The organism is Pseudomonas paraversuta (assembly GCF_904067025.1).
GTDB classification, from domain to species: Bacteria; Pseudomonadota; Gammaproteobacteria; order Pseudomonadales; family Pseudomonadaceae; genus Aquipseudomonas; species Aquipseudomonas paraversuta.
In genome coordinates this window covers 4,639,498-4,656,878 of the sequence record NZ_CAJFDA010000001.1, presented here as the reverse complement: position 1 = coordinate 4,656,878, position 17,381 = coordinate 4,639,498, and the positions used below count along the sequence as shown (strand labels likewise).

General features: G+C 59.7%; 15 protein-coding genes. 5 read left to right on the top strand and 10 right to left on the bottom strand.

Going from position 1 to position 17,381, the window contains the following annotated elements; all coding sequences use genetic code 11:
* Positions 1–84 precede the first annotated feature (84 nt).
* The 3 genes from ubiB to ubiE are packed head-to-tail and all read right to left on the bottom strand — an operon-like array spanning position 85 to position 3,079.
* Positions 85–1,689 (bottom strand): ubiquinone biosynthesis regulatory protein kinase UbiB, encoded by a 1,605-nt coding sequence (ubiB, locus tag JQ848_RS21050; protein WP_003438740.1) that lies wholly within the window; start codon positions 1,687–1,689, stop codon positions 85–87.
* Positions 1,686–2,309, bottom strand: a complete 624-nt coding sequence (locus JQ848_RS21045; protein WP_202211122.1) for a ubiquinone biosynthesis accessory factor UbiJ — start codon at positions 2,307–2,309, stop codon at positions 1,686–1,688. The genes ubiB and JQ848_RS21045 overlap by 4 nt, the downstream gene beginning before the upstream one ends.
* A complete protein-coding gene (ubiE, locus tag JQ848_RS21040) occupies positions 2,309–3,079 on the bottom strand; it encodes a bifunctional demethylmenaquinone methyltransferase/2-methoxy-6-polyprenyl-1,4-benzoquinol methylase UbiE (RefSeq protein ID WP_003438744.1) in 771 nt (256 codons plus the stop codon). Before ubiE ends, JQ848_RS21045 begins: the two co-directional genes overlap by 1 nt.
* A 110-nt stretch (positions 3,080–3,189) precedes the next feature.
* Here ubiE and JQ848_RS21035 point away from each other — a divergent pair, with 110 nt between their 5' ends.
* Positions 3,190–3,465, top strand: a complete 276-nt coding sequence (locus JQ848_RS21035) for a polyhydroxyalkanoic acid system family protein (RefSeq protein WP_003438745.1) — start codon at positions 3,190–3,192, stop codon at positions 3,463–3,465.
* A gap of 149 nt (positions 3,466–3,614) precedes the next feature.
* Positions 3,615–4,346, top strand: coding sequence for a phasin family protein (locus JQ848_RS21030; protein WP_202211120.1), 732 nt, complete (start codon positions 3,615–3,617; stop codon positions 4,344–4,346).
* Positions 4,347–4,422: 76 nt separating this feature from the next.
* Here the strand turns inward: JQ848_RS21030 and JQ848_RS21025 are convergent, their stop codons facing one another.
* The 6 genes from JQ848_RS21025 to JQ848_RS21000 form a co-directional block, all read right to left on the bottom strand.
* Entirely contained in the window at positions 4,423–4,812 is a 390-nt protein-coding gene (locus tag JQ848_RS21025) for a gamma-butyrobetaine hydroxylase family protein (RefSeq protein WP_127195703.1), read from the bottom strand.
* 111 nt (positions 4,813–4,923) lie between these two features.
* On the bottom strand, positions 4,924–6,258 hold the full coding sequence (hslU, locus tag JQ848_RS21020; protein WP_003438752.1) for an ATP-dependent protease ATPase subunit HslU: 1,335 nt from the start codon (positions 6,256–6,258) through the stop codon (positions 4,924–4,926).
* Between the two features lie 63 nt (positions 6,259–6,321).
* A complete protein-coding gene (gene hslV, locus JQ848_RS21015; RefSeq protein ID WP_003438754.1) occupies positions 6,322–6,852 on the bottom strand; it encodes an ATP-dependent protease subunit HslV in 531 nt (176 codons plus the stop codon).
* Positions 6,853–7,076: 224 nt separating this feature from the next.
* A complete protein-coding gene (locus JQ848_RS21010; RefSeq protein WP_010656292.1) occupies positions 7,077–7,769 on the bottom strand; it encodes an SPOR domain-containing protein in 693 nt (230 codons plus the stop codon).
* Position 7,770: 1 nt separating this feature from the next.
* Complete coding sequence (argS, locus tag JQ848_RS21005) at positions 7,771–9,507, bottom strand: arginine--tRNA ligase (protein WP_202211118.1); 1,737 nt, start codon at positions 9,505–9,507, stop codon at positions 7,771–7,773.
* Positions 9,508–9,641: 134 nt separating this feature from the next.
* The gene (locus JQ848_RS21000) at positions 9,642–11,861 is read right to left on the bottom strand and encodes a primosomal protein N' (protein ID WP_003438759.1); all 2,220 of its coding nucleotides are present in this window, start codon (positions 11,859–11,861) and stop codon (positions 9,642–9,644) included.
* A gap of 219 nt (positions 11,862–12,080) precedes the next feature.
* Between JQ848_RS21000 and rpmE the strand changes: the two genes are divergently transcribed.
* The 3 genes from rpmE to JQ848_RS20985 all read left to right on the top strand — a co-directional run bounded on the left by rpmE (position 12,081) and on the right by JQ848_RS20985 (position 14,612).
* Entirely contained in the window at positions 12,081–12,329 is a 249-nt protein-coding gene (gene rpmE, locus JQ848_RS20995; protein WP_003438761.1) for a 50S ribosomal protein L31, read from the top strand.
* A gap of 5 nt (positions 12,330–12,334) precedes the next feature.
* On the top strand, positions 12,335–13,162 hold the full coding sequence (locus tag JQ848_RS20990) for a thermonuclease family protein (protein WP_160626345.1): 828 nt from the start codon (positions 12,335–12,337) through the stop codon (positions 13,160–13,162).
* A gap of 181 nt (positions 13,163–13,343) precedes the next feature.
* Positions 13,344–14,612: a malic enzyme-like NAD(P)-binding protein gene (locus tag JQ848_RS20985; RefSeq protein ID WP_003438767.1), complete on the top strand. Its 1,269-nt coding sequence runs from the start codon at positions 13,344–13,346 to the stop codon at positions 14,610–14,612.
* Positions 14,613–14,891: 279 nt separating this feature from the next.
* Here JQ848_RS20985 and JQ848_RS20980 read toward each other — a convergent pair whose 3' ends face one another.
* Positions 14,892–17,315 carry a penicillin-binding protein 1A gene (locus JQ848_RS20980; protein WP_369826397.1) on the bottom strand — a complete coding sequence of 808 codons (2,424 nt, stop codon included), beginning with the start codon at positions 17,313–17,315 and terminating at the stop codon, positions 14,892–14,894.
* Positions 17,316–17,381: the final 66 nt, after the last annotated feature.

The following is a 17,381-nucleotide window of genomic DNA, read 5'->3' as shown; positions in this document are numbered from 1 at the left end:
ACTCCGCGCGTAGCGATTTAACAGTTTGCCAGCCTCGCCAGAGAGTGGCTAGAACTCCTGCAGGACAGAGCTAGCTCCTGCAGGTTATCTGCGTACGATCAGATACAGGCCCACTGCCAGCAAGATACCGGCCGGCCAGTAGCTGAGGGTGTGCAGCGGCCCGACACTGGCCAGCAGGGCCCCGGCGGCCAGATGCCCGGCACCCAGCAGACGCAGGAACCAGCTGTCCCGGGGTTCGCTGACCACCAGCCGCTGATTTTTGCTATGGGGCTGCGACATGCGTTCCAGCAGGTCGCGGGTCATGCCCGCCAGATGCGGGATCTGCTCGACCTGGCTGTGCAGGTTGCGCAACAGGGTTTTCGGGCTCACCCGTTCACGCATCCAGCGTTCAAGGAACGGCTGCGCGGTGCTCCACAGGTCGAGGTCGGGGTACAGCTGACGCCCCAGCCCTTCAATGTTGAGCAGGGTTTTTTGCAGCAGCACCAGCTGTGGCTGGACTTCCATGTTGAAGCGCCGCGCGGTCTGGAACAGGCGCATCAGCACCTGGCCAAAGGAAATTTCTTTCAGCGGTTTTTCAAAAATCGGCTCGCATACGGTACGGATCGCCGCCTCAAACTCGTTGAGCTTGGTGTGCGCCGGTACCCAGCCCGAATCAATGTGCAACTGCGCCACCCGCCGGTAATCACGCTTGAAGAAGGCAAACAGGTTGCGCGCCAGGTAGTCCTGGTCCTCGGGGGTCAGGCTGCCGACAATGCCGCAGTCGATGGCGATGTATTGCGGGCTCCACGGGCTGACTGTGCTGACAAAAATATTGCCGGGGTGCATGTCGGCGTGAAAGAAACTGTCACGAAAAACCTGGGTGAAGAAAATCTCGACCCCGCGTTCGGCCAGCATCTTCATGTCGGTGCGCTGATCGGCGAGGGTTTTCAGGTCAGTGACCTGAACCCCGTAGATGCGCTCCATGACCAGAACCTTGGGCCGGCACCAGTCCCAGTAGATCTGCGGCACGTAAAGCATCGGCGAGCCTTCGAAGTTGCGCTTGAGCTGGCTGGCGTTGGCCGCTTCACGTAACAGGTCGAGCTCGTCGTAAATGGTTTTTTCGTAATCGCTGACTACATCCACCGGGTGCAGCAGGCGGGCGTCAGCGCTCAGGCGTTCGGCAACCCTGGCCAGAATGAACAGCCAGGCCAGGTCTGAACCGATGATTGGCTTGAGGCCCGGGCGTACGACCTTGACCACAACTTCTTCGCCGGTCTTGAGCTTGGCCGAGTGCACCTGGGCCACCGAGGCCGAGGCCAGGGGTTCGATGTCAAAACGGCTGAACACTTCGCCGATGGTGGCGCCAAGTTGCTCTTCGATCAGCTTGACCGCTACCTGCGGGTCGAACGGCGGTACGCGATCCTGCAACAGCATCAGTTCGTCGGCGATGTCTTCGGGCAGCAAGTCGCGACGGGTCGAGAGAATTTGCCCGAACTTGATAAAGATCGGTCCCAGATCCTGCAGCGCCAGGCGCAGCGCAGCGCCCCGGCTCAGCTCCAGCTTCTTGCGCGGGAACCAGCGCCACGGCAGCGCGTAGCGCAGCGAGAGCATCCACCATGGCAAGGGCAGGGCGAACAGCAAGTCATCAAGGCGGTAGCGAATGACGACGCGCTGGATGCGGAACAAACGGCGTATGGCAAGCAGCTTCATGCGTTATCGCTGGAATTGAGGGATCGGCCAAGGCGCTCAAAGCGCGCCTCAAGGCGGTCCAGGTCGAGTTTGAGTTGGTCGAGTTCGTCAAAACGCGCTTGCGCTTCACGTTCTCCGACCAAGGTGCGGGCTTCTTCGCTGAGGTATTCGGCCAGATTCTGATTAAGGCTGGCGAACCCTTGCTGATACCAGTTGGCGCGGCTGCGCAAATGACCGCCGATCAGTGCCGTGGCAACCGGTCCGAGCCAGCGCGAGAGTTCATACTCCCAGTCCAGATCCAGGTCTTGCAGCACCTGGGCAAGCGCCATCAACACGTGGCTGTCGCCCTCAAGGTCTACTTCAGGGCTGTGCAGCACGGCGGTCTTGTCTTTGCTCAGGACCAGACGCATCAAGCTGGCAGCAGGTGCACGCAGGGTGCAATCGGCATCTGCAGCCCATTGGGTGGCCAGCAGCAGGCCTTCATCGCTGGGCAGGATAAACAGCTGCAATGCCGGAGCCGCGCATTCGACAGCAATCACTTTGCCGGTCAAAGGCTGCAAGCGCGCCATGGCCGTGCTGTCCAGCCGCAAAATGCGATTGACGCCGTTTTCGACGCTGGCGAGAAGGCCGCGGAGCAACATCAGGGCTTGATGCCGCGGTGCAGCGCAACGATGCCTGAAGTCATGTTGTGATAGGTCACCCGGTCAAACCCGGCCTCGACCATCATCGACTTCAGTGTTTCCTGGTTCGGGTGCATGCGGATCGACTCGGCCAGGTAGCGATAGCTCTCCGGGTCATTGAGGATCAGCTTGCCCACCATCGGCATGAAGGCGAACGAATAAGCATCGTAAACCTTGGACATCAATGGGTTGGTCGGTTTGGAGAACTCCAGCACCAGCAAGCGCCCGCCCGGCTTGAGTACCCGCAGCATGGAGCGCAATGCGTCTTCCTTGTGGGTCACGTTGCGCAGGCCGAAGGCGATGGTCACGCAATCGAAGTGGTTGTCCGGGAACGGCAGCTTTTCAGCGTCGGCCTGAACGAACTCGATATTGCCGGCCACACCTTTGTCCAGCAGGCGGTCACGGCCAACCTTGAGCATGGAGGCGTTGATATCTGCCAGCACTACCTGGCCGGTCGGGCCAACCAGATGGGAAAACTTGCGGGCCAGGTCACCGGTGCCGCCTGCGATGTCCAGCACCTTGTTGCCAGGGCGAACGCCGGACAGTTCGATGGTGAAACGCTTCCACAGGCGGTGCATGCCGCCCGACAGTACGTCGTTCATCAGGTCGTATTTAGCGGCTACAGAGTGAAAAACCTCGGCGACTTTTTCCGCCTTTTGGCTTTCCGGCACATTTTTGAAGCCGAAGTGGGTGGTGGGTTCGGCATCGCTGCCTTTGCGCTGATCAGTCATATCGCTGTCACCAAAAGAGAATGCTGGCCATTCTAATCCCGGTGGCCGGCTTTGTCTTGGCGAGGCTGAAGGTAAGTATAGTGTCGGCCTTATTTACTCGGAGTGAACCAATGGCTCGTATCAGCGTTGAACGGACCCATACCCTGGGCCTTGAGGCAGCACGTGAAAAAGCTCTACCCCTGGTTGAGAAGCTGGCGGGGCAGTATGGGCTGACCCCTGACTGGTCCGGAGATACAGTAAAGCTCAAGCGTTCGGGGGTTAACGGCACCCTGGCAATCGGCGAGAAAACCATTCGGGTCGACGTTGAGCTGGGCATGCTGATGTCTGCGATGAGCGGCATGATTCAATCGGAAATCGAGCGCTCGCTGGACAAGGCGTTGTCGTGAAGTAGCACTGTTGTGCCTGCCCCGATGGGCTTCTGACTGGCAGCAAGGCCACTTAGCGTCTAAACCTGATGCAGGTGAGCACTCTGTTCATCTTGATGATTCGACGATCTTGCTCACTGACGTCGCGACTTAACATTGAGGGGAACACGATGGCTGCTAAAAAACCGACTGCCAAAGACAGCAATTCATGGGTAGGCAAGGTCGAAGAGTACTCGCGCAAAATCTGGCTGGCAGGTTTGGGTGTGTACTCGAAGATCGATACAGACGGCAGCAAGCTATTTGATTCGTTAGTCAAAGATGGGGAGAAGGCCGAAAAACTGTCCAAGGCCGCAGTCGGTAAACTGGCTGACAGCGCCAAATCGACCAGCTCTTCTGCCCGTACCCGGGTCGAGGATGTTAAAGACCTGGCCATGGGCAAGTGGAGCGAGTTCGAAGAGGCGTTTGATAAACGCCTGAACAGCGCGATTTCACGTTTGGGTGTTCCGAGCCGTGAAGAGGTCAAAACCTTACACACCAAGGTCGAGACCCTGACCAAACATATCGAGAAGCTCACCGCGGCGGCAGCCAAAGTTGCTGCCACCAAGGCTTCGTCTGCCAGCAAGCCGGCAGCTGCCAAAGCTGCAGCCAAACCCGCTGCGAAACCCGCAGCGGCCAAGCCAGTGGCAAAACCGGCTGTTAAAGCAGTCGCCAAGTCAGCCGCCAAGCCAAAGGCAAAACCAGCGGCCAAGCCGGCAACCAAGCCAGCAACTGCTGCGAGCAAGCCCGCAGCTAAACCTGCAGCAGCCAAACCGGCGGTTAAAAAACCGGCCGCAGCCAAAAAGCCGGCCGCCGCCAAGTCTTCTGTGGTTACTCCAGAGCCAAAACCTGACGCAGCGCTTTAGTCCATAGCAACTCTGGGCTTGCTTGCCAGCGATGCCAATGCCATCGCTGGCAAGCCGGCTCCCACCGGGGCTGGCGTTACAGCATCAACTTGACGATGGATTCTGACGGGTCGCGGGACTTGCCGGCTTCCTTCAGTTGCTGCAGATAATCAGCCCACAGCTCTTCCTGGCGAACCCCGAGCTGATAGAGGTATTCCCAGGTGAACAGGCCGCTGTCGTGGCCATCATCAAAGGTTATTTTCAGCGCATATTGCCCCGCCGGTTCTACCTTGCTCAGACCTACGTTGATTTTCCCGAATTGCAGAATGGGGTTGCCATGACCCTGGACTTCGGCGGACGGGGAGTGCACGCGCAGAAATTCCGCAGGCAGGTGGTATTGCTCGCCAGAGGGATATTTGAGGGTGAGGGTTTTTGAGGCTTTGTGCAGGTTGATGGCGCTGGGGATTGGCGCTGGAGTAGAGCTCATGGGACAAAACCTTTTTCTCATCACACACACCGTAGCCGCTGCCACGGGCAGCGATCGGCAACGGAGTCGGCGATCGCTGCCTGCGCCAGCGGCTACAGGTTGTGTGAGGGTTTACAAGATATAGCGCGAGAGGTCTTCGTTCTCGGCCAGTTCGCCCAGGTGGCTGTTCACGTATTCAGCATCAATCCGGATAGGCTCGTCTTTTTGTGCGCTGGCGATATCGCCGGCGCTGAAAGACACCTCTTCCAGCAAGCGCTCAAGCAGTGTGTGCAGGCGGCGAGCACCGATGTTCTCGGTTTTTTCGTTCACCTGCCAGGCAATTTCGGCCAGGCGTTTGATGCCTTCGGGCATGAACTCGATGTTCAGGCCTTCGGTTTTCAGCAACTCGCGATATTGCTCGGTCAGGGATGCATGCGGCTCGCTGAGGATGCGCTCGAAGTCTTGCGGCGTCAGTGCCTTGAGCTCGACCCGGATTGGCAGGCGGCCTTGTAGCTCCGGCACCAGATCGCTTGGCTTGCTCAGGTGGAATGCCCCCGAAGCGATAAACAGGATGTGGTCTGTTTTGACCATGCCCAGCTTGGTGTTCACGGTGCAGCCTTCGATCAGCGGCAGCAGGTCACGCTGTACACCTTCACGGGACACATCGGCGCCGCCGACATTGCCGCGCTTGGCAACCTTGTCGATTTCGTCGATGAACACGATGCCGTGTTGCTCAACGGCTTCAAGGGCTTTGGCCTTGAGTTCTTCGTCATTGACCAGGCGACCGGCTTCTTCGTCACGCACCATTTTCAGTGCTTCTTTGACTTTCAGCTTGCGGTTCTTGCGCTTGCCTTTGCCCATGTTGGCAAACAGGCTTTGCAGCTGGTTGGTCATTTCTTCCATGCCTGGCGGCGCGGAAATATCGACGCCGGCAATGTCTGCGACTTCGATTTCGATTTCCTTGTCGTCCAGCTGGCCTTCACGCAGGCGCTTGCGGAACAGCTGACGGGTGTTGGAGTCCTGCGGCGTGGCGGCTTCTTCGCCAAACGTACGGGCAGGCGGCAACAGGGCATCGAGGATGCGCTCTTCGGCTGCATCTTCGGCGCGATGGCGAACCTTGACGATTTCCTGCTCGCGCAGCAGCTTGATCGCCGCATCAGCCAGATCACGAATGATCGATTCAACGTCGCGGCCGACATAGCCCACTTCGGTGAACTTGGTCGCTTCAACCTTGATGAACGGCGCGTTGGCCAGTTTGGCCAGGCGGCGGGCGATTTCGGTTTTACCGACGCCGGTCGGACCGATCATCAGAATGTTTTTCGGGGTGACTTCAACTCGCAGTTCTTCAGGCAGTTGCATCCGGCGCCAGCGGTTACGCAGGGCGATGGCAACGGCGCGCTTGGCGTCGTCCTGGCCGATGATGTGGCGATTGAGTTCGTGGACAATTTCGCGGGGAGTCATGGACATAGTAATTGGCGTTCCTCTAGCAGAATCAAGCAAACGGGCCGGTGAGCCGGCCCGGCAGTTGGCTTATTCAGCGAGGTCCTGCTCCTCAATAGTGATGTTGTGGTTGGTGAATACGCAGATGTCGCCGGCGATACCGAGGGCGGTTTCGGCGATTTCGCGGGCCGACAGATCGGTTTTCATCAGCAAGGCGCGGGCTGCAGCCTGGGCGAATGCACCACCGGAGCCCATGGCGATCAAGCCGTCTTCCGGCTCAACCACGTCACCGTTACCGGTGATGATCAGGGACGCGTCTTTGTTGGCGACAGCCAGCATTGCCTCAAGGCGGCTCAGCGAGCGGTCGGTACGCCATTCTTTGGCCAACTCGACAGCTGCACGAACCAGATGGCCCTGGTGTTTTTCCAGCTGGCCTTCGAAGCGTTCAAACAGGGTAAATGCATCAGCGGTAGCACCGGCAAAACCGGCAATGACCTGGCCGTGATAGAGACGGCGGACTTTTTTCGCGTTGCCTTTCATCACGGTATTGCCAAGAGAAACCTGGCCGTCGCCAGCCATAACGACTTTGCCGTGACGGCGTACTGAAACGATGGTGGTCAAGGGAGAGTCTCCACGCAGCGGGGCGAAAATGCCTGATGGAAATACATATGGGGGTTGTAGACGGTTTTTCAACAGCGCAGAGGGAATGCAGATGAATGGAACGCGGATACGAGGGGGAATTGGGCGGGCGCCGGCTTGCCAGCGAATTGGATGATGGGGTGCTGCCATCGCCGGCAAGCCGGCTCCCACAGATTGTTTGCAGTTTCTGTGGGAGCCGCCTTTGGTCAGCGGCGTTGTTGCAACAACAGGTTGTTGAAGCCGCTACCGGCCAGTTGTTTCTGGGCGACGGTCAGCTGTTCGCGGTTGCTGAACGGGCCGACCAGTACCCGATACCAGGTTTCATCTTTCACCGTGCCGGCTTCAACCGTGGCGGTCTGGCCCAGCAAAATGATTTGCGCGCGCACCCGTTCAGCATCGGCCTGTTTGCGGAACGAACCGGCTTGCAGGAAAAATCTGGTAACAGGTGCAGCTTTGGCGACGGGTGGCGCAGGAGGCGGGGTAATGCCGCTCAAGGCCGCCTGGGCGCGGGCAGTATCGATTTTTGCAGCTTCGGCAGGCGTCACCGGTGCCAGTGGCGCCGTTTGCGGCGTAGGCGGAGTTTTCTCCGGTACGGCCTCCGGCGGCACTATCACTTCCGACTCCGGCAGCAAGGTGTAGAAGTCGTACTTGGGCTTGACCGGCTGGGTCGGGCTAGGCGCAGTTTTGTTGGCCTCGGCGACTTGCGCCGCTTTCTGCTGCTCCTGCTTGACCCGTTTTACATCGTCGCCCTTGCCGGGCTCGAGTTTCATCAGAAACACGATAAACGCACCCACGGTGAGGCCGATGGCCATCCATAGCCAGCCCGGGATCGGCTTCTTTGCAGGCGCCTGATAGCGGCTGGCGCCTCGCTTGGGTGCAGGTTTTTTCTTGGCGGCCAACTTACATGCGCTCCAGAGTTTCCAGGCCCAGCAGTTCCAGGCCTTGCTTGAGGGTACGACCCGCCAGAGCTGCCAGGCGCAGACGGCTGTGTTTTTGCGCTTCGTCTTCGGCCGTCAGGATCGGGCAGTTTTCGTAGAAGCTGGAGAACAACCCGGCCACTTCGTACAGATAGGTACACAGGGTGTGCGGGGTGCCTTTTTCGGCAACGTTGTTCAGCACTTCACCGAACTGCGCCAATTTGGCGGCCAGGTCTTGTTCTTGCGGTGCCTCCAGGACGATTTGACCTTCAACTTCGTCGAAGTTCTTGCCCAGTTTGCGGAACACGCCCGCGACCCGGGTGTAGGCATACAGCAGATAAGGTGCGGTATTGCCTTCAAAGTTCAGCATCAGGTCGAAGTTGAAGCTGTAGTCGCTGGTGCGGTGTTTGGACAGATCCGCGTATTTCACCGCGCCAATGCCGACGACCTTGGCGATTGCGCGCAGCTCGTCTTCCGCCAGTTCCGGGTTTTTCTCTTTGACCAGGGTGTAGGCGCGTTCCTTGGCTTCGGTCAGCAGGTCGACCAGCTTCACCGTACCGCCATCGCGGGTCTTGAACGGACGACCGTCGGCCCCGTTCATGGTGCCGAAGCCCATGTGCTCCATTTCCATCGGATGGGTCACAAAGCCGGCCTTGCGGGCAACTGCAAACACTTGCTGGAAGTGCAATGCCTGGCGCTGATCGACGAAGTACAAGGCCCGATCGGCTTTCAACACGCCGCTGCGATAGCGAATGGCTGCCAAGTCAGTGGTGGCATACAGATAGCCGCCATCGGCTTTGACGATGATCACCGGCAGCGGTTCGCCTTCAGCGTTCTTGAACTCGTCGAGGAACACGCACTGGGCGCCGTTGCTCTCCACCAGCATGCCCTTGGCCTTGAGGTCGTTGACCACGTTGATCAGGTCGTCGTTGTAGGCGCTTTCGCCCATAACGTCAGCCATGGTCAGTTTGACGTTCAACTGCTCGTAAATTTTCTGGCAGTGGGACAGCGAGATATCTTTGAACTTGGTCCACAGCGCCAGGCAATCCGGGTCGCCGGCTTGCAGCTTGACCACCAGGCCGCGGGCGCGGTCGGCAAATTCAGGAGACTCGTCGAAGCGTTTTTTAGCGGCGCGGTAGAAGTTCTCGAGATCGGACAGCTCGTCGCTGGTGATCGGGTTTTCTTCCAGGTACGCCATCAACATGCCGAACTGGGTGCCCCAGTCGCCCACGTGGTTCTGGCGAATCACCTCGTCGCCGAGGAATTCCAGGACCCGTGCCACGCCGTCGCCGATGATGGTTGAGCGCAAGTGGCCCACATGCATCTCTTTGGCCAGGTTGGGGGCGGACATGTCCACGACGGTGCGCATTGGCCTGGTGGCCTTGTGCACGCCGATTTTCGGGTCAGCCAGGGCTGTGTCCAGGCGCGAAGCCAGGGCCTGGGTGTTCTGAAAGAAGTTCAGGAAGCCGGGGCCGGCGATCTCGGTCTTGCTGATTTGCTCATCGGCAGGCAGGGCCGCGATGATTTTTTCAGCCAGATCCCGGGGCTTCATGCCGGCAGGTTTGGCCAGCATCATGGCGATGTTGCTGGCGAAGTCGCCGTGGGTCTTGTCACGGGCGTTTTCCACCTGAATCGCTGGCGTCAGGCCTTCAGGCAACACACCTTCTGTGACGAGTTGAGCTAGGGCTTTTTGAATCAGCTGGCGAATGGTGTCTTTCATGGTCTTCTCTGTCGACCGCAAGCGCGGTAGCGCCTCAGTGCGCAGGTGGAAAAACTGGGTATTATCCGTTGCGAAAGCAGCCTTGCCAACCTTGGCGGCCGGGTAGTTCAGGGTTTATGCAAATTGCCGGTGGCTCAATACAAATCCACCGGGTCTACATCCAGCGACCAGCGCACCTGACGGCCGCTGGGCATTTGCTCCAGCACCAGCAGCCATTGGCTGAGCAGTCGATGCAAGGGGCCGCGGGCATTGGCTTGCAATAATAGCTGAGCACGATAGCGCCCGGCACGGCGCTCCATGGGTGCCGGTACCGGGCCGAGCAGTTCGATGCCGCCCAGGTTCAGCTCGGCCAGTAAACGTTCGGCCTCGCTGCACGCCTCATCCAGGAAACCTTCGGCCTGTCCCGGCTTGTGGGCCTCGGCACGCAGCAGGGCCAGGTGGGCGAAGGGCGGCAGCCCGGCGGCCCGACGCTCGCTCAGGGCCTGTTCGGCGAAGGCGAAGTAACCCTGCTCGGTCAGTTGGATCAGCAGCGGATGGTCGGCCAGGTGAGTCTGGATTATCACCTTGCCCGGCTCTTCGGCGCGCCCGGCCCGACCCGCGACCTGAACGATAAGCTGGGCCATGCGCTCACTGGCGCGGAAGTCACCGGAGAACAAACCGCCATCGGCGTCGAGGATCGAGACCAGCGTCACCCGGGGAAAGTGATGGCCTTTGGCAAGCATCTGGGTGCCGATCAAAATACACGGCTGGCCCTTTTGAATCGTGGCAAACAGCTGGTTCATCGCGTCTTTGCGCGAGGTGCTGTCGCGATCGACCCTGAGCACCGGGTAGTCCGGAAACAGAATCCCCAGCCGCTCTTCGGCGCGCTCGGTGCCGGCGCCCACGGGCCGTAAATCGACTTTGCCGCATTGCGGGCAATTGCGCGGTACAGGTTCGACGTAGCCGCAGTGATGGCAGCGCAGTTCGCCGGATCGCTGATGAACGGTCATGCGCGCATCACAGCGCTGGCATTCCGACATCCAGCCGCAGTCATGGCACAACAGGGTCGGCGCGAAGCCCCGGCGGTTGAGAAACACCAGCACTTGCTGGCCCGCGGCGAGGGTCTGGCCGATGGCCTGTTGCATCGGCCCGGAAATGCCGCTGTCCAGTGGACGGCTTTTCACATCCAGGCGCAGGAAGCGTGGCTGTTTGGCCCCGCCGGCGCGTTCATTCAGGCGCAGCAGGCCGTAGCGACCGGTATAGGCGTTGTGCAGGCTTTCGAGGGACGGGGTGGCAGAGCCCAGCACAATCGGGATGTTTTCCTGGCGGGCGCGTACCAGTGCCAAGTCCCGGGCGTGATAGCGCAAACCTTCCTGCTGTTTATAAGAGCCGTCGTGCTCTTCGTCGATGATGATCAGCCCGGGGTTTTTCATCGGGGTGAACAATGCCGAGCGGGTGCCAATAATAATGTCGGCTTCGCCATCCCGGGCTGCCAGCCAGCTTTCGAGGCGTTCCCGATCGTTGACCGCCGAGTGCACCAGAGCGATGCGCGCGTTGAAGCGCTGCTCGAAACGGGCCAGGGTTTGCGGGCCCAGGTTGATCTCGGGGATCAGCACCAGCGCCTGTTTACCTGCCTGGAGCGTCTCTCGGATCAGTTGCAAATACACTTCGGTCTTGCCGCTGCCCGTCACCCCAGCCAGCAAAAAGGCATGAAAGTGGTCGAATCCTGCCCGGATCGCCTCGTAGGCGGCCCGTTGTTCGCTGTTGAGTGGCAGTTCGGGCTGGGCCAGCCAGTGTTCGTGGCGCTCACTCGGCGCGTGACGGCGGATTTCCACGGTGACCAGTTCTTTGGCCAGCAGCAGGTCGAGACTGTCTTTGCTCAACATCAATTTACTGAGCAGTTGATGGGCCACGCCGTGGGGGTGCTGGGCGAGGGTGGCCAGCGCCTCGCGCTGGCGCGGGGCCCGGGCGACACGCGGGTCGTCAAGCCTGGCCCCGGGGGCGATCTGCCAGAACCGCTCCTGGCGGGTTTCGGCCAGCTCGCCCTGACGCAACAACACCGGCAGCGCCCAGCTCAGGGTGTCGCCCAGGCTGTGCTGGTAATACTGCGAGGTCCATAAACAGAGCTTGAACAGGGAGGCCGGCAGCGGGGGTGTGGCATCGAGCAGTGCGATTGCCGGTTTCAGCTTGTCGGCCGGCACTTCGCTGTGGTCGACCACTTCCACCAGAATCCCGATCATTTCCCGCCGCCCGAACGGTACCCGCAGGCGCATCCCAGGCTGTAATTGACTGCGCAGCACGCCCGCAGGCGCCCGGTAATCAAACAGGCGGCGCAAGGGGGAAGGCAGGGCAAGGCGCAAAATGGCGTCGGGCACGCGGGGCTCTCAAGTGATGAACGGCAAAGATGGCCCGGAGCCTAGCAGACAACGCGGTCCGGGACTAAAAGGCAGGTCAATGAATGGTGAAAGAATTTGGGGAGAGCATGATTGGTCACTTGCGTCAATGCAAAGGTCTGGTATTATCGGCGCCCTAAATTTACGTGCGGTATTCAACAATGGTGTTGAGTGGCGGCACGCTAGCCTGAGGAATACCCCATGAAAGCCGATATCCATCCAGCGTACGAAACAATCCTGGTAACTTGCAGCTGCGGCAACAAGTTCGAAACCCGTTCGAACCTGTGCAAGCCACTGGGCACTGACGTATGCAACGAGTGCCACCCGTTCTACACCGGTAAGCAGAAAACTCTGGACATTGGCGGTCGTGTTGATCGCTTCAAGACTCGTTTTGGTGCTTTCGGCGCTAAAGCAGCTCCAGCAGCAGAAGCAGACAAAGCAGCCGAGTAAGGCTGATGACCTTGGGCAGGCTTTCTGGTCTGGCCGGGTTATTGAAAAAGGCGTCCCTTGCGGGCGCCTTTTTTGTGTCCGGGATTTGGCTGGCTGACGTTTCTGCCGAGCCTCTGTGCCCTGCACCGGCAGCCTTGTCATACGCACAGGTGCAGCGGGTGGTCGATGGCGACACCCTGCGCCTCAAGGACGGCCGCAGCGTGCGCATGATCGGCCTCAATGCCCCGGAGACGGGGAAGCAAGGCCAGTCCGCCGAGCCTTTTGCCGACGCTGCGCGTAAGCGCCTGCAAGACTTGGTGGCGCAAAGCGATGGCCGGGTCGGATTGCTCGCGGGCAAGCAGGCTCAGGACCGTTACGGGCGCACCCTTGCCCATGTGTTTGGCGCCGATGGCAGTAATCTTGAAGCCCGGTTGCTGGCCGATGGCCTGGCCTATCAGGTGGCAATCGCCCCGAATACCCGGTTACTCGATTGCCAGCAAGCGGCCGAGCAAAGCGCCCGGGCATCCGGGCTGGGGCTATGGCGGCAGTCGCCGGTGCTGACGCCGCAGCAAATCACCCGCTCGGGTTTCGTTCTGGTCAGCGCAACGGTCAGTAAGGTGCAGCGCAATCGCGGTGGACTCTGGATCGATCTGCAGGGCGGTCTGGTATTGCATATTGCACCCAATCAGCTGGGCGGCTTTGATCACAAGGCCCTCCTCAGGCTGCAGGGCGCGCAGATTGAGGCCCGTGGCTGGGTTCTGGACCGCGCCAGGCGTGGCGGTTTGCAAGGTGGGCAGGCGCGCTGGATGCTGCCTTTGACTGATCCGGGGATGTTTAAAGTCATTGCGCATTAAAAATTGTAGACAATTTTTAATATTGATTGTGAACACTCTAACCCTTGCAGGGCGCGGCTCTTGGCCCAAAGTCTTAAGGTAAAGCCCTTGACACTGCTGACTGGTCAGTCTTGTCGGGACTTTGCGACACGCGTATGCTCGGCGATCCGTCTGTCCAACAGCATAAAAGCGGATTGCCCACATGTCTGATTTGAAAACCGCCGCTCTCGAATACCATGCCCAGCCCCGTCCAGGGAAACTGAGTGTCGAGCTCACCAAACCTACCGCTACTGCCCGCGATCTAGCGCTGGCTTACAGCCCGGGTGTAGCCGAACCAGTGCGCGAAATCGCCCGCGACCCTGAACTTGCCTACAAGTACACCGGCAAGGGCAACCTGGTAGCCGTAATTTCTGACGGTACCGCGATTCTGGGCCTGGGTAACCTCGGCCCATTGGCCTCCAAACCTGTTATGGAAGGCAAAGGCGTGTTGTTCAAGCGCTTTGCCGGTATCGATGTTTTTGACATCGAAGTTGACTCCGAAAGCCCGCAAGCCTTCATCGACACCGTTAAACGCATTTCCATCACCTTCGGCGGCATCAACCTCGAAGACATCAAGGCACCTGAGTGCTTTGAGATCGAACGTGCCCTGATCGAGCAGTGCGATATTCCGGTATTCCACGATGACCAGCACGGTACCGCCATCGTGACTGCGGCCGGCATGATCAACGCCCTGGAAATCGCCGGTAAAACCCTGGCCGATGCCAAAATCGTTTGCCTGGGCGCCGGTGCTGCAGCCATCTCCTGCATGAAATTGCTGGTGAGCATGGGCGCGGCCATCGAGAACATCTACATGATCGACCGTACCGGCGTGATTCACTCCGGCCGTGACGACCTGAACCAGTACAAGGCGGTATTTGCCCACGCCACCGAGAAGCGCACCCTGGCTGACGCCATGGAAGGCGCAGACGTGTTCGTTGGCCTGTCGGGTCCGAACCTGCTGAGCGCTGAAAACCTGCTGCGCATGGCGCCTAACCCGATCGTGTTCGCGTGCTCCAACCCGGATCCGGAAATTTCTCCGGAGCTGGCCCACGCCACTCGTAACGACGTGATCATGGCCACAGGTCGTTCGGACTACCCGAACCAGGTCAACAACGTACTGGGTTTCCCTTTCATCTTCCGTGGTGCTCTGGACGTCCGTGCCAAGCGTATCAACGAAGAAATGAAAATCGCAGCGGCCAACGCCTTGCGTGAACTGGCCAAACTGCCAGTGCCACAGGAAGTGTGCGACGCCTACGGCGGTATCAAGCTGGAGTTCGGTCGTGAGTACATCATCCCGAAACCAATGGATGCCCGCCTGATCACCCTGATCTCCGATGCCGTGGCCAAAGCTGCGATCGAGACCGGTGTTGCTACCCTGCCATACCCGAAAAACTACCCGCTCAAAAGCGTGGATGACGTGTTTAACGGCTAATTCCGTTTAGCGTCAAACCTGAAGCCCCGATGCTGCGAAGCATCGGGGCTTTTTGGTTTTCGGGGTGCTTGGGGGGCGTTGGGTCCGATGCGCTCAGGCAGCCCGCAATCTTGCGCACTGGACCACTATCAGCTGGCGACGTTGGGCAATTGCCCGTTTGACCTGGCTTCAGGCAAGCAGCCATGCAGGTTTATGACTTTTTGAACGCTGGCCTGGATCAATGCCACTCTGGGCTGGCCGCAAGCGCCTGTTACGGGGCGCTTGCGGCTGGCGACCTCGTTAGAAGAGATCGATCGGCGCGCCATCATCTGCCGGCAGCGGACTGCCCGGCGCTACGCCATTGCCCAGTTCGCTGTTGGTAGGTGGTGTGTCTTCGCTCTTGAACAGCTCAAAGTAGGCGCCAGGGGTGCCGGGGGAAGCGATACGGCCGCTTGCCGGGTCTATGCGCAGGCTGAGGATGCCTTCGGGTTCGGCCTGGCTGTGAGCAGGCTTGCCTTTGAGTGCGCCGCCCATGTAGGTGATCCAGATCGGCAGGGCGACGGTGCCACCGTACTCGCGACGTCCGAGGCTTTCCGGCTGGTCGAAACCGGTCCACACGGTCGTCACGTAATCGGCGTTGTACCCGGAGAACCACGCATCCTTGGATTCGTTGGTAGTACCGGTTTTGCCCGACAGATCGGTACGGCCCAGCGCCAGGGCGCGGCGCCCGGTGCCGAGCTTGATCACGTCCTGCAGCATGCTGGTGAGGATGTAAGTGGTACGCCCGTCAACGATGCGCTCGGCGACCGCCTGGGTTTCAGTCGTCGGCAAGCCCGGTGCGGCGTTGATGGTGTCGATGGTCAGCGCTGCGGCTTCTTTCGGCACATCTTTGCTGGCGTCTTTCGGCACGCTTGGCGGGTTGGCCACGAACAGGGTTTCGCTGTTGCGGCTTTCGATCTTGTCGATCAGGTACGGCGTGATCTTGTAACCGCCGTTGGCGAAGGTGCTCCAGCCGGTGGCAATCTCCATCGGGGTCAGGGTTGCCGTGCCCAGGGCCAGCGACAGGTTGCGCGGCAGGTCCTGTTTGTTGAAGCCGAACTTGCTGATGTAGTCGATGGTGCGGTCGATGCCCAGGCTTTGCAGCAAGCGGATCGAGACCAGGTTGCGCGACTTGTACAGCGCCTCACGCACACGGATCGGGCCGAGGAAGGTATTGGTGTCGTTCTTCGGGCGCCAGACTTTGTCCAGGTACTCGTCGACAAACACGATCGGCGCGTCGTTGACCAGGGTGGCGGCGGTGTAGCCGTTATCCAGCGCGGCGCTATAGATGAAAGGTTTGAAGCTTGAACCCGGTTGGCGCTTGGCCTGCATCGCGCGGTTGTAGTTGCTCTGCTCGAACGCAAAACCACCGACCAGGGCACGAATGGCGCCGTTGTCCGGATCAAGAGAAACCAGAGCGCCTTGTACGTTTGGCACCTGGCTGAACTTGAGGCTGCCATCGGCTTGTGGCTGTACGCGAATCAGGTCGCCGACTTGCGCCACATCGGAAGGCTGCTTGGGCATGGGGCCCATGCTGTTGGTATTGAGGAACTTGCGCGCCCATTTCATGCTGTCCCAGGCCACGTGGCCTTCTCCGGTGCGGGTCAGCACTTGCAGGCCGTTTTTGTCGACCTGGGTCACGATGGCCGGCTCCAGACCGCTGAACGGGCGTTGCTTGGCCAGCTCTTGAGCCCAGGCCGCCGGGGTTTTGCCCGGCAAGCGGGATTCCGGACCGCGATAGCCGTGGCGCTGGTCATAGGCGATCAGGCCTTCATGTACGGCGGTGTTGGCCAGTTCCTGAAGATTGCTCGGCACGGTGGTGGTGACGCGGTAGCCCTCGGTGTAGGCAGCGCTGCCATAGCGCCCGACCATTTCGGCGCGGGCCATCTCGGCGATATACGGTGCGCTGACTTCCGGAGTGGGTACGTGGTAGCTGGCGTTGACCGGCTCGGCAATTGCGGCTTCGTAGCTGGCCTGGTCGATTTTCCCGAGCTTGTACATGCGGCCCAGAATCCAGTCGCGTCGCTCTTTACTGCGCACCGGGTTGGCCAGCGGGTTAAAGCGCGAAGGGGCTTTGGGCAGACCGGCAATCATGGCCATCTGCGCCAGGCTCAGGTCGCGGATCGACTTGCCGTAGTACACCTGCGCCGCGGCCTCGATGCCGTAAGCGCGGTTGCCCAGGTAGATTTTGTTCACGTACAGCTCAAGGATTTCGTCCTTGGTCAGTTCGCGCTCGATCTCCAGAGCCAACAGGATTTCATTGGTTTTGCGCGAAAAGCTGCGCTCGCTGGAGAGGAAATAGTTCTTCGCCACCTGCATCGTGATGGTGCTGCCACCCGATTGAATGTGTCCGCTTTTTACCAACTGGGTGGCGGCACGCATCAGGCTGCTGGGATCAACCCCGTAATGATTGGCGAAGTTGTCATCTTCTGCAGACAACAAGGCATTGATGAAATTGGGTGGAATGTCGGCGAACTTGATCGGGGAGCGGCGCATTTCGCCGAACTCTGCGATTAATTTGCCGTCGCTGGTGAAGACCCGCAAAGGAATCTGCAACTGGATGCTTCTCAACGACTCTACGGACGGCAAGCCAGGACTAAGATAGAGAAACGCGCCGCTCAGCACGAGCAGGAGCCCGCAGAACACAGCAACGAAAGACCACCCGAAAAACTTCAGCAGACGAATCAAGGCTTTTGGATTTCCAGATTGAGAAATGGGTTTGCACGTCAGGGTAATGCGCAAGTGCGCCGG

Coding starts and splice junctions, on each gene's coding strand:
- rpmE (WP_003438761.1), top strand. CDS start 12,081: ATGAAAGCCGATATCCATCCAGCGTACGAAACAATCCTGGTAACTTGC.
- ubiB (WP_003438740.1), bottom strand. CDS start 1,689: ATGAAGCTGCTTGCCATACGCCGTTTGTTCCGCATCCAGCGCGTCGTC.
- JQ848_RS20985 (WP_003438767.1), top strand. CDS start 13,344: ATGTCTGATTTGAAAACCGCCGCTCTCGAATACCATGCCCAGCCCCGT.
- ubiE (WP_003438744.1), bottom strand. CDS start 3,079: ATGACTGATCAGCGCAAAGGCAGCGATGCCGAACCCACCACCCACTTC.
- JQ848_RS20990 (WP_160626345.1), top strand. CDS start 12,335: ATGACCTTGGGCAGGCTTTCTGGTCTGGCCGGGTTATTGAAAAAGGCG.
- JQ848_RS21030 (WP_202211120.1), top strand. CDS start 3,615: ATGGCTGCTAAAAAACCGACTGCCAAAGACAGCAATTCATGGGTAGGC.
- JQ848_RS21045 (WP_202211122.1), bottom strand. CDS start 2,309: ATGTTGCTCCGCGGCCTTCTCGCCAGCGTCGAAAACGGCGTCAATCGC.
- argS (WP_202211118.1), bottom strand. CDS start 9,507: ATGAAAGACACCATTCGCCAGCTGATTCAAAAAGCCCTAGCTCAACTC.
- JQ848_RS21035 (WP_003438745.1), top strand. CDS start 3,190: ATGGCTCGTATCAGCGTTGAACGGACCCATACCCTGGGCCTTGAGGCA.
- JQ848_RS21025 (WP_127195703.1), bottom strand. CDS start 4,812: ATGAGCTCTACTCCAGCGCCAATCCCCAGCGCCATCAACCTGCACAAA.
- hslU (WP_003438752.1), bottom strand. CDS start 6,258: ATGTCCATGACTCCCCGCGAAATTGTCCACGAACTCAATCGCCACATC.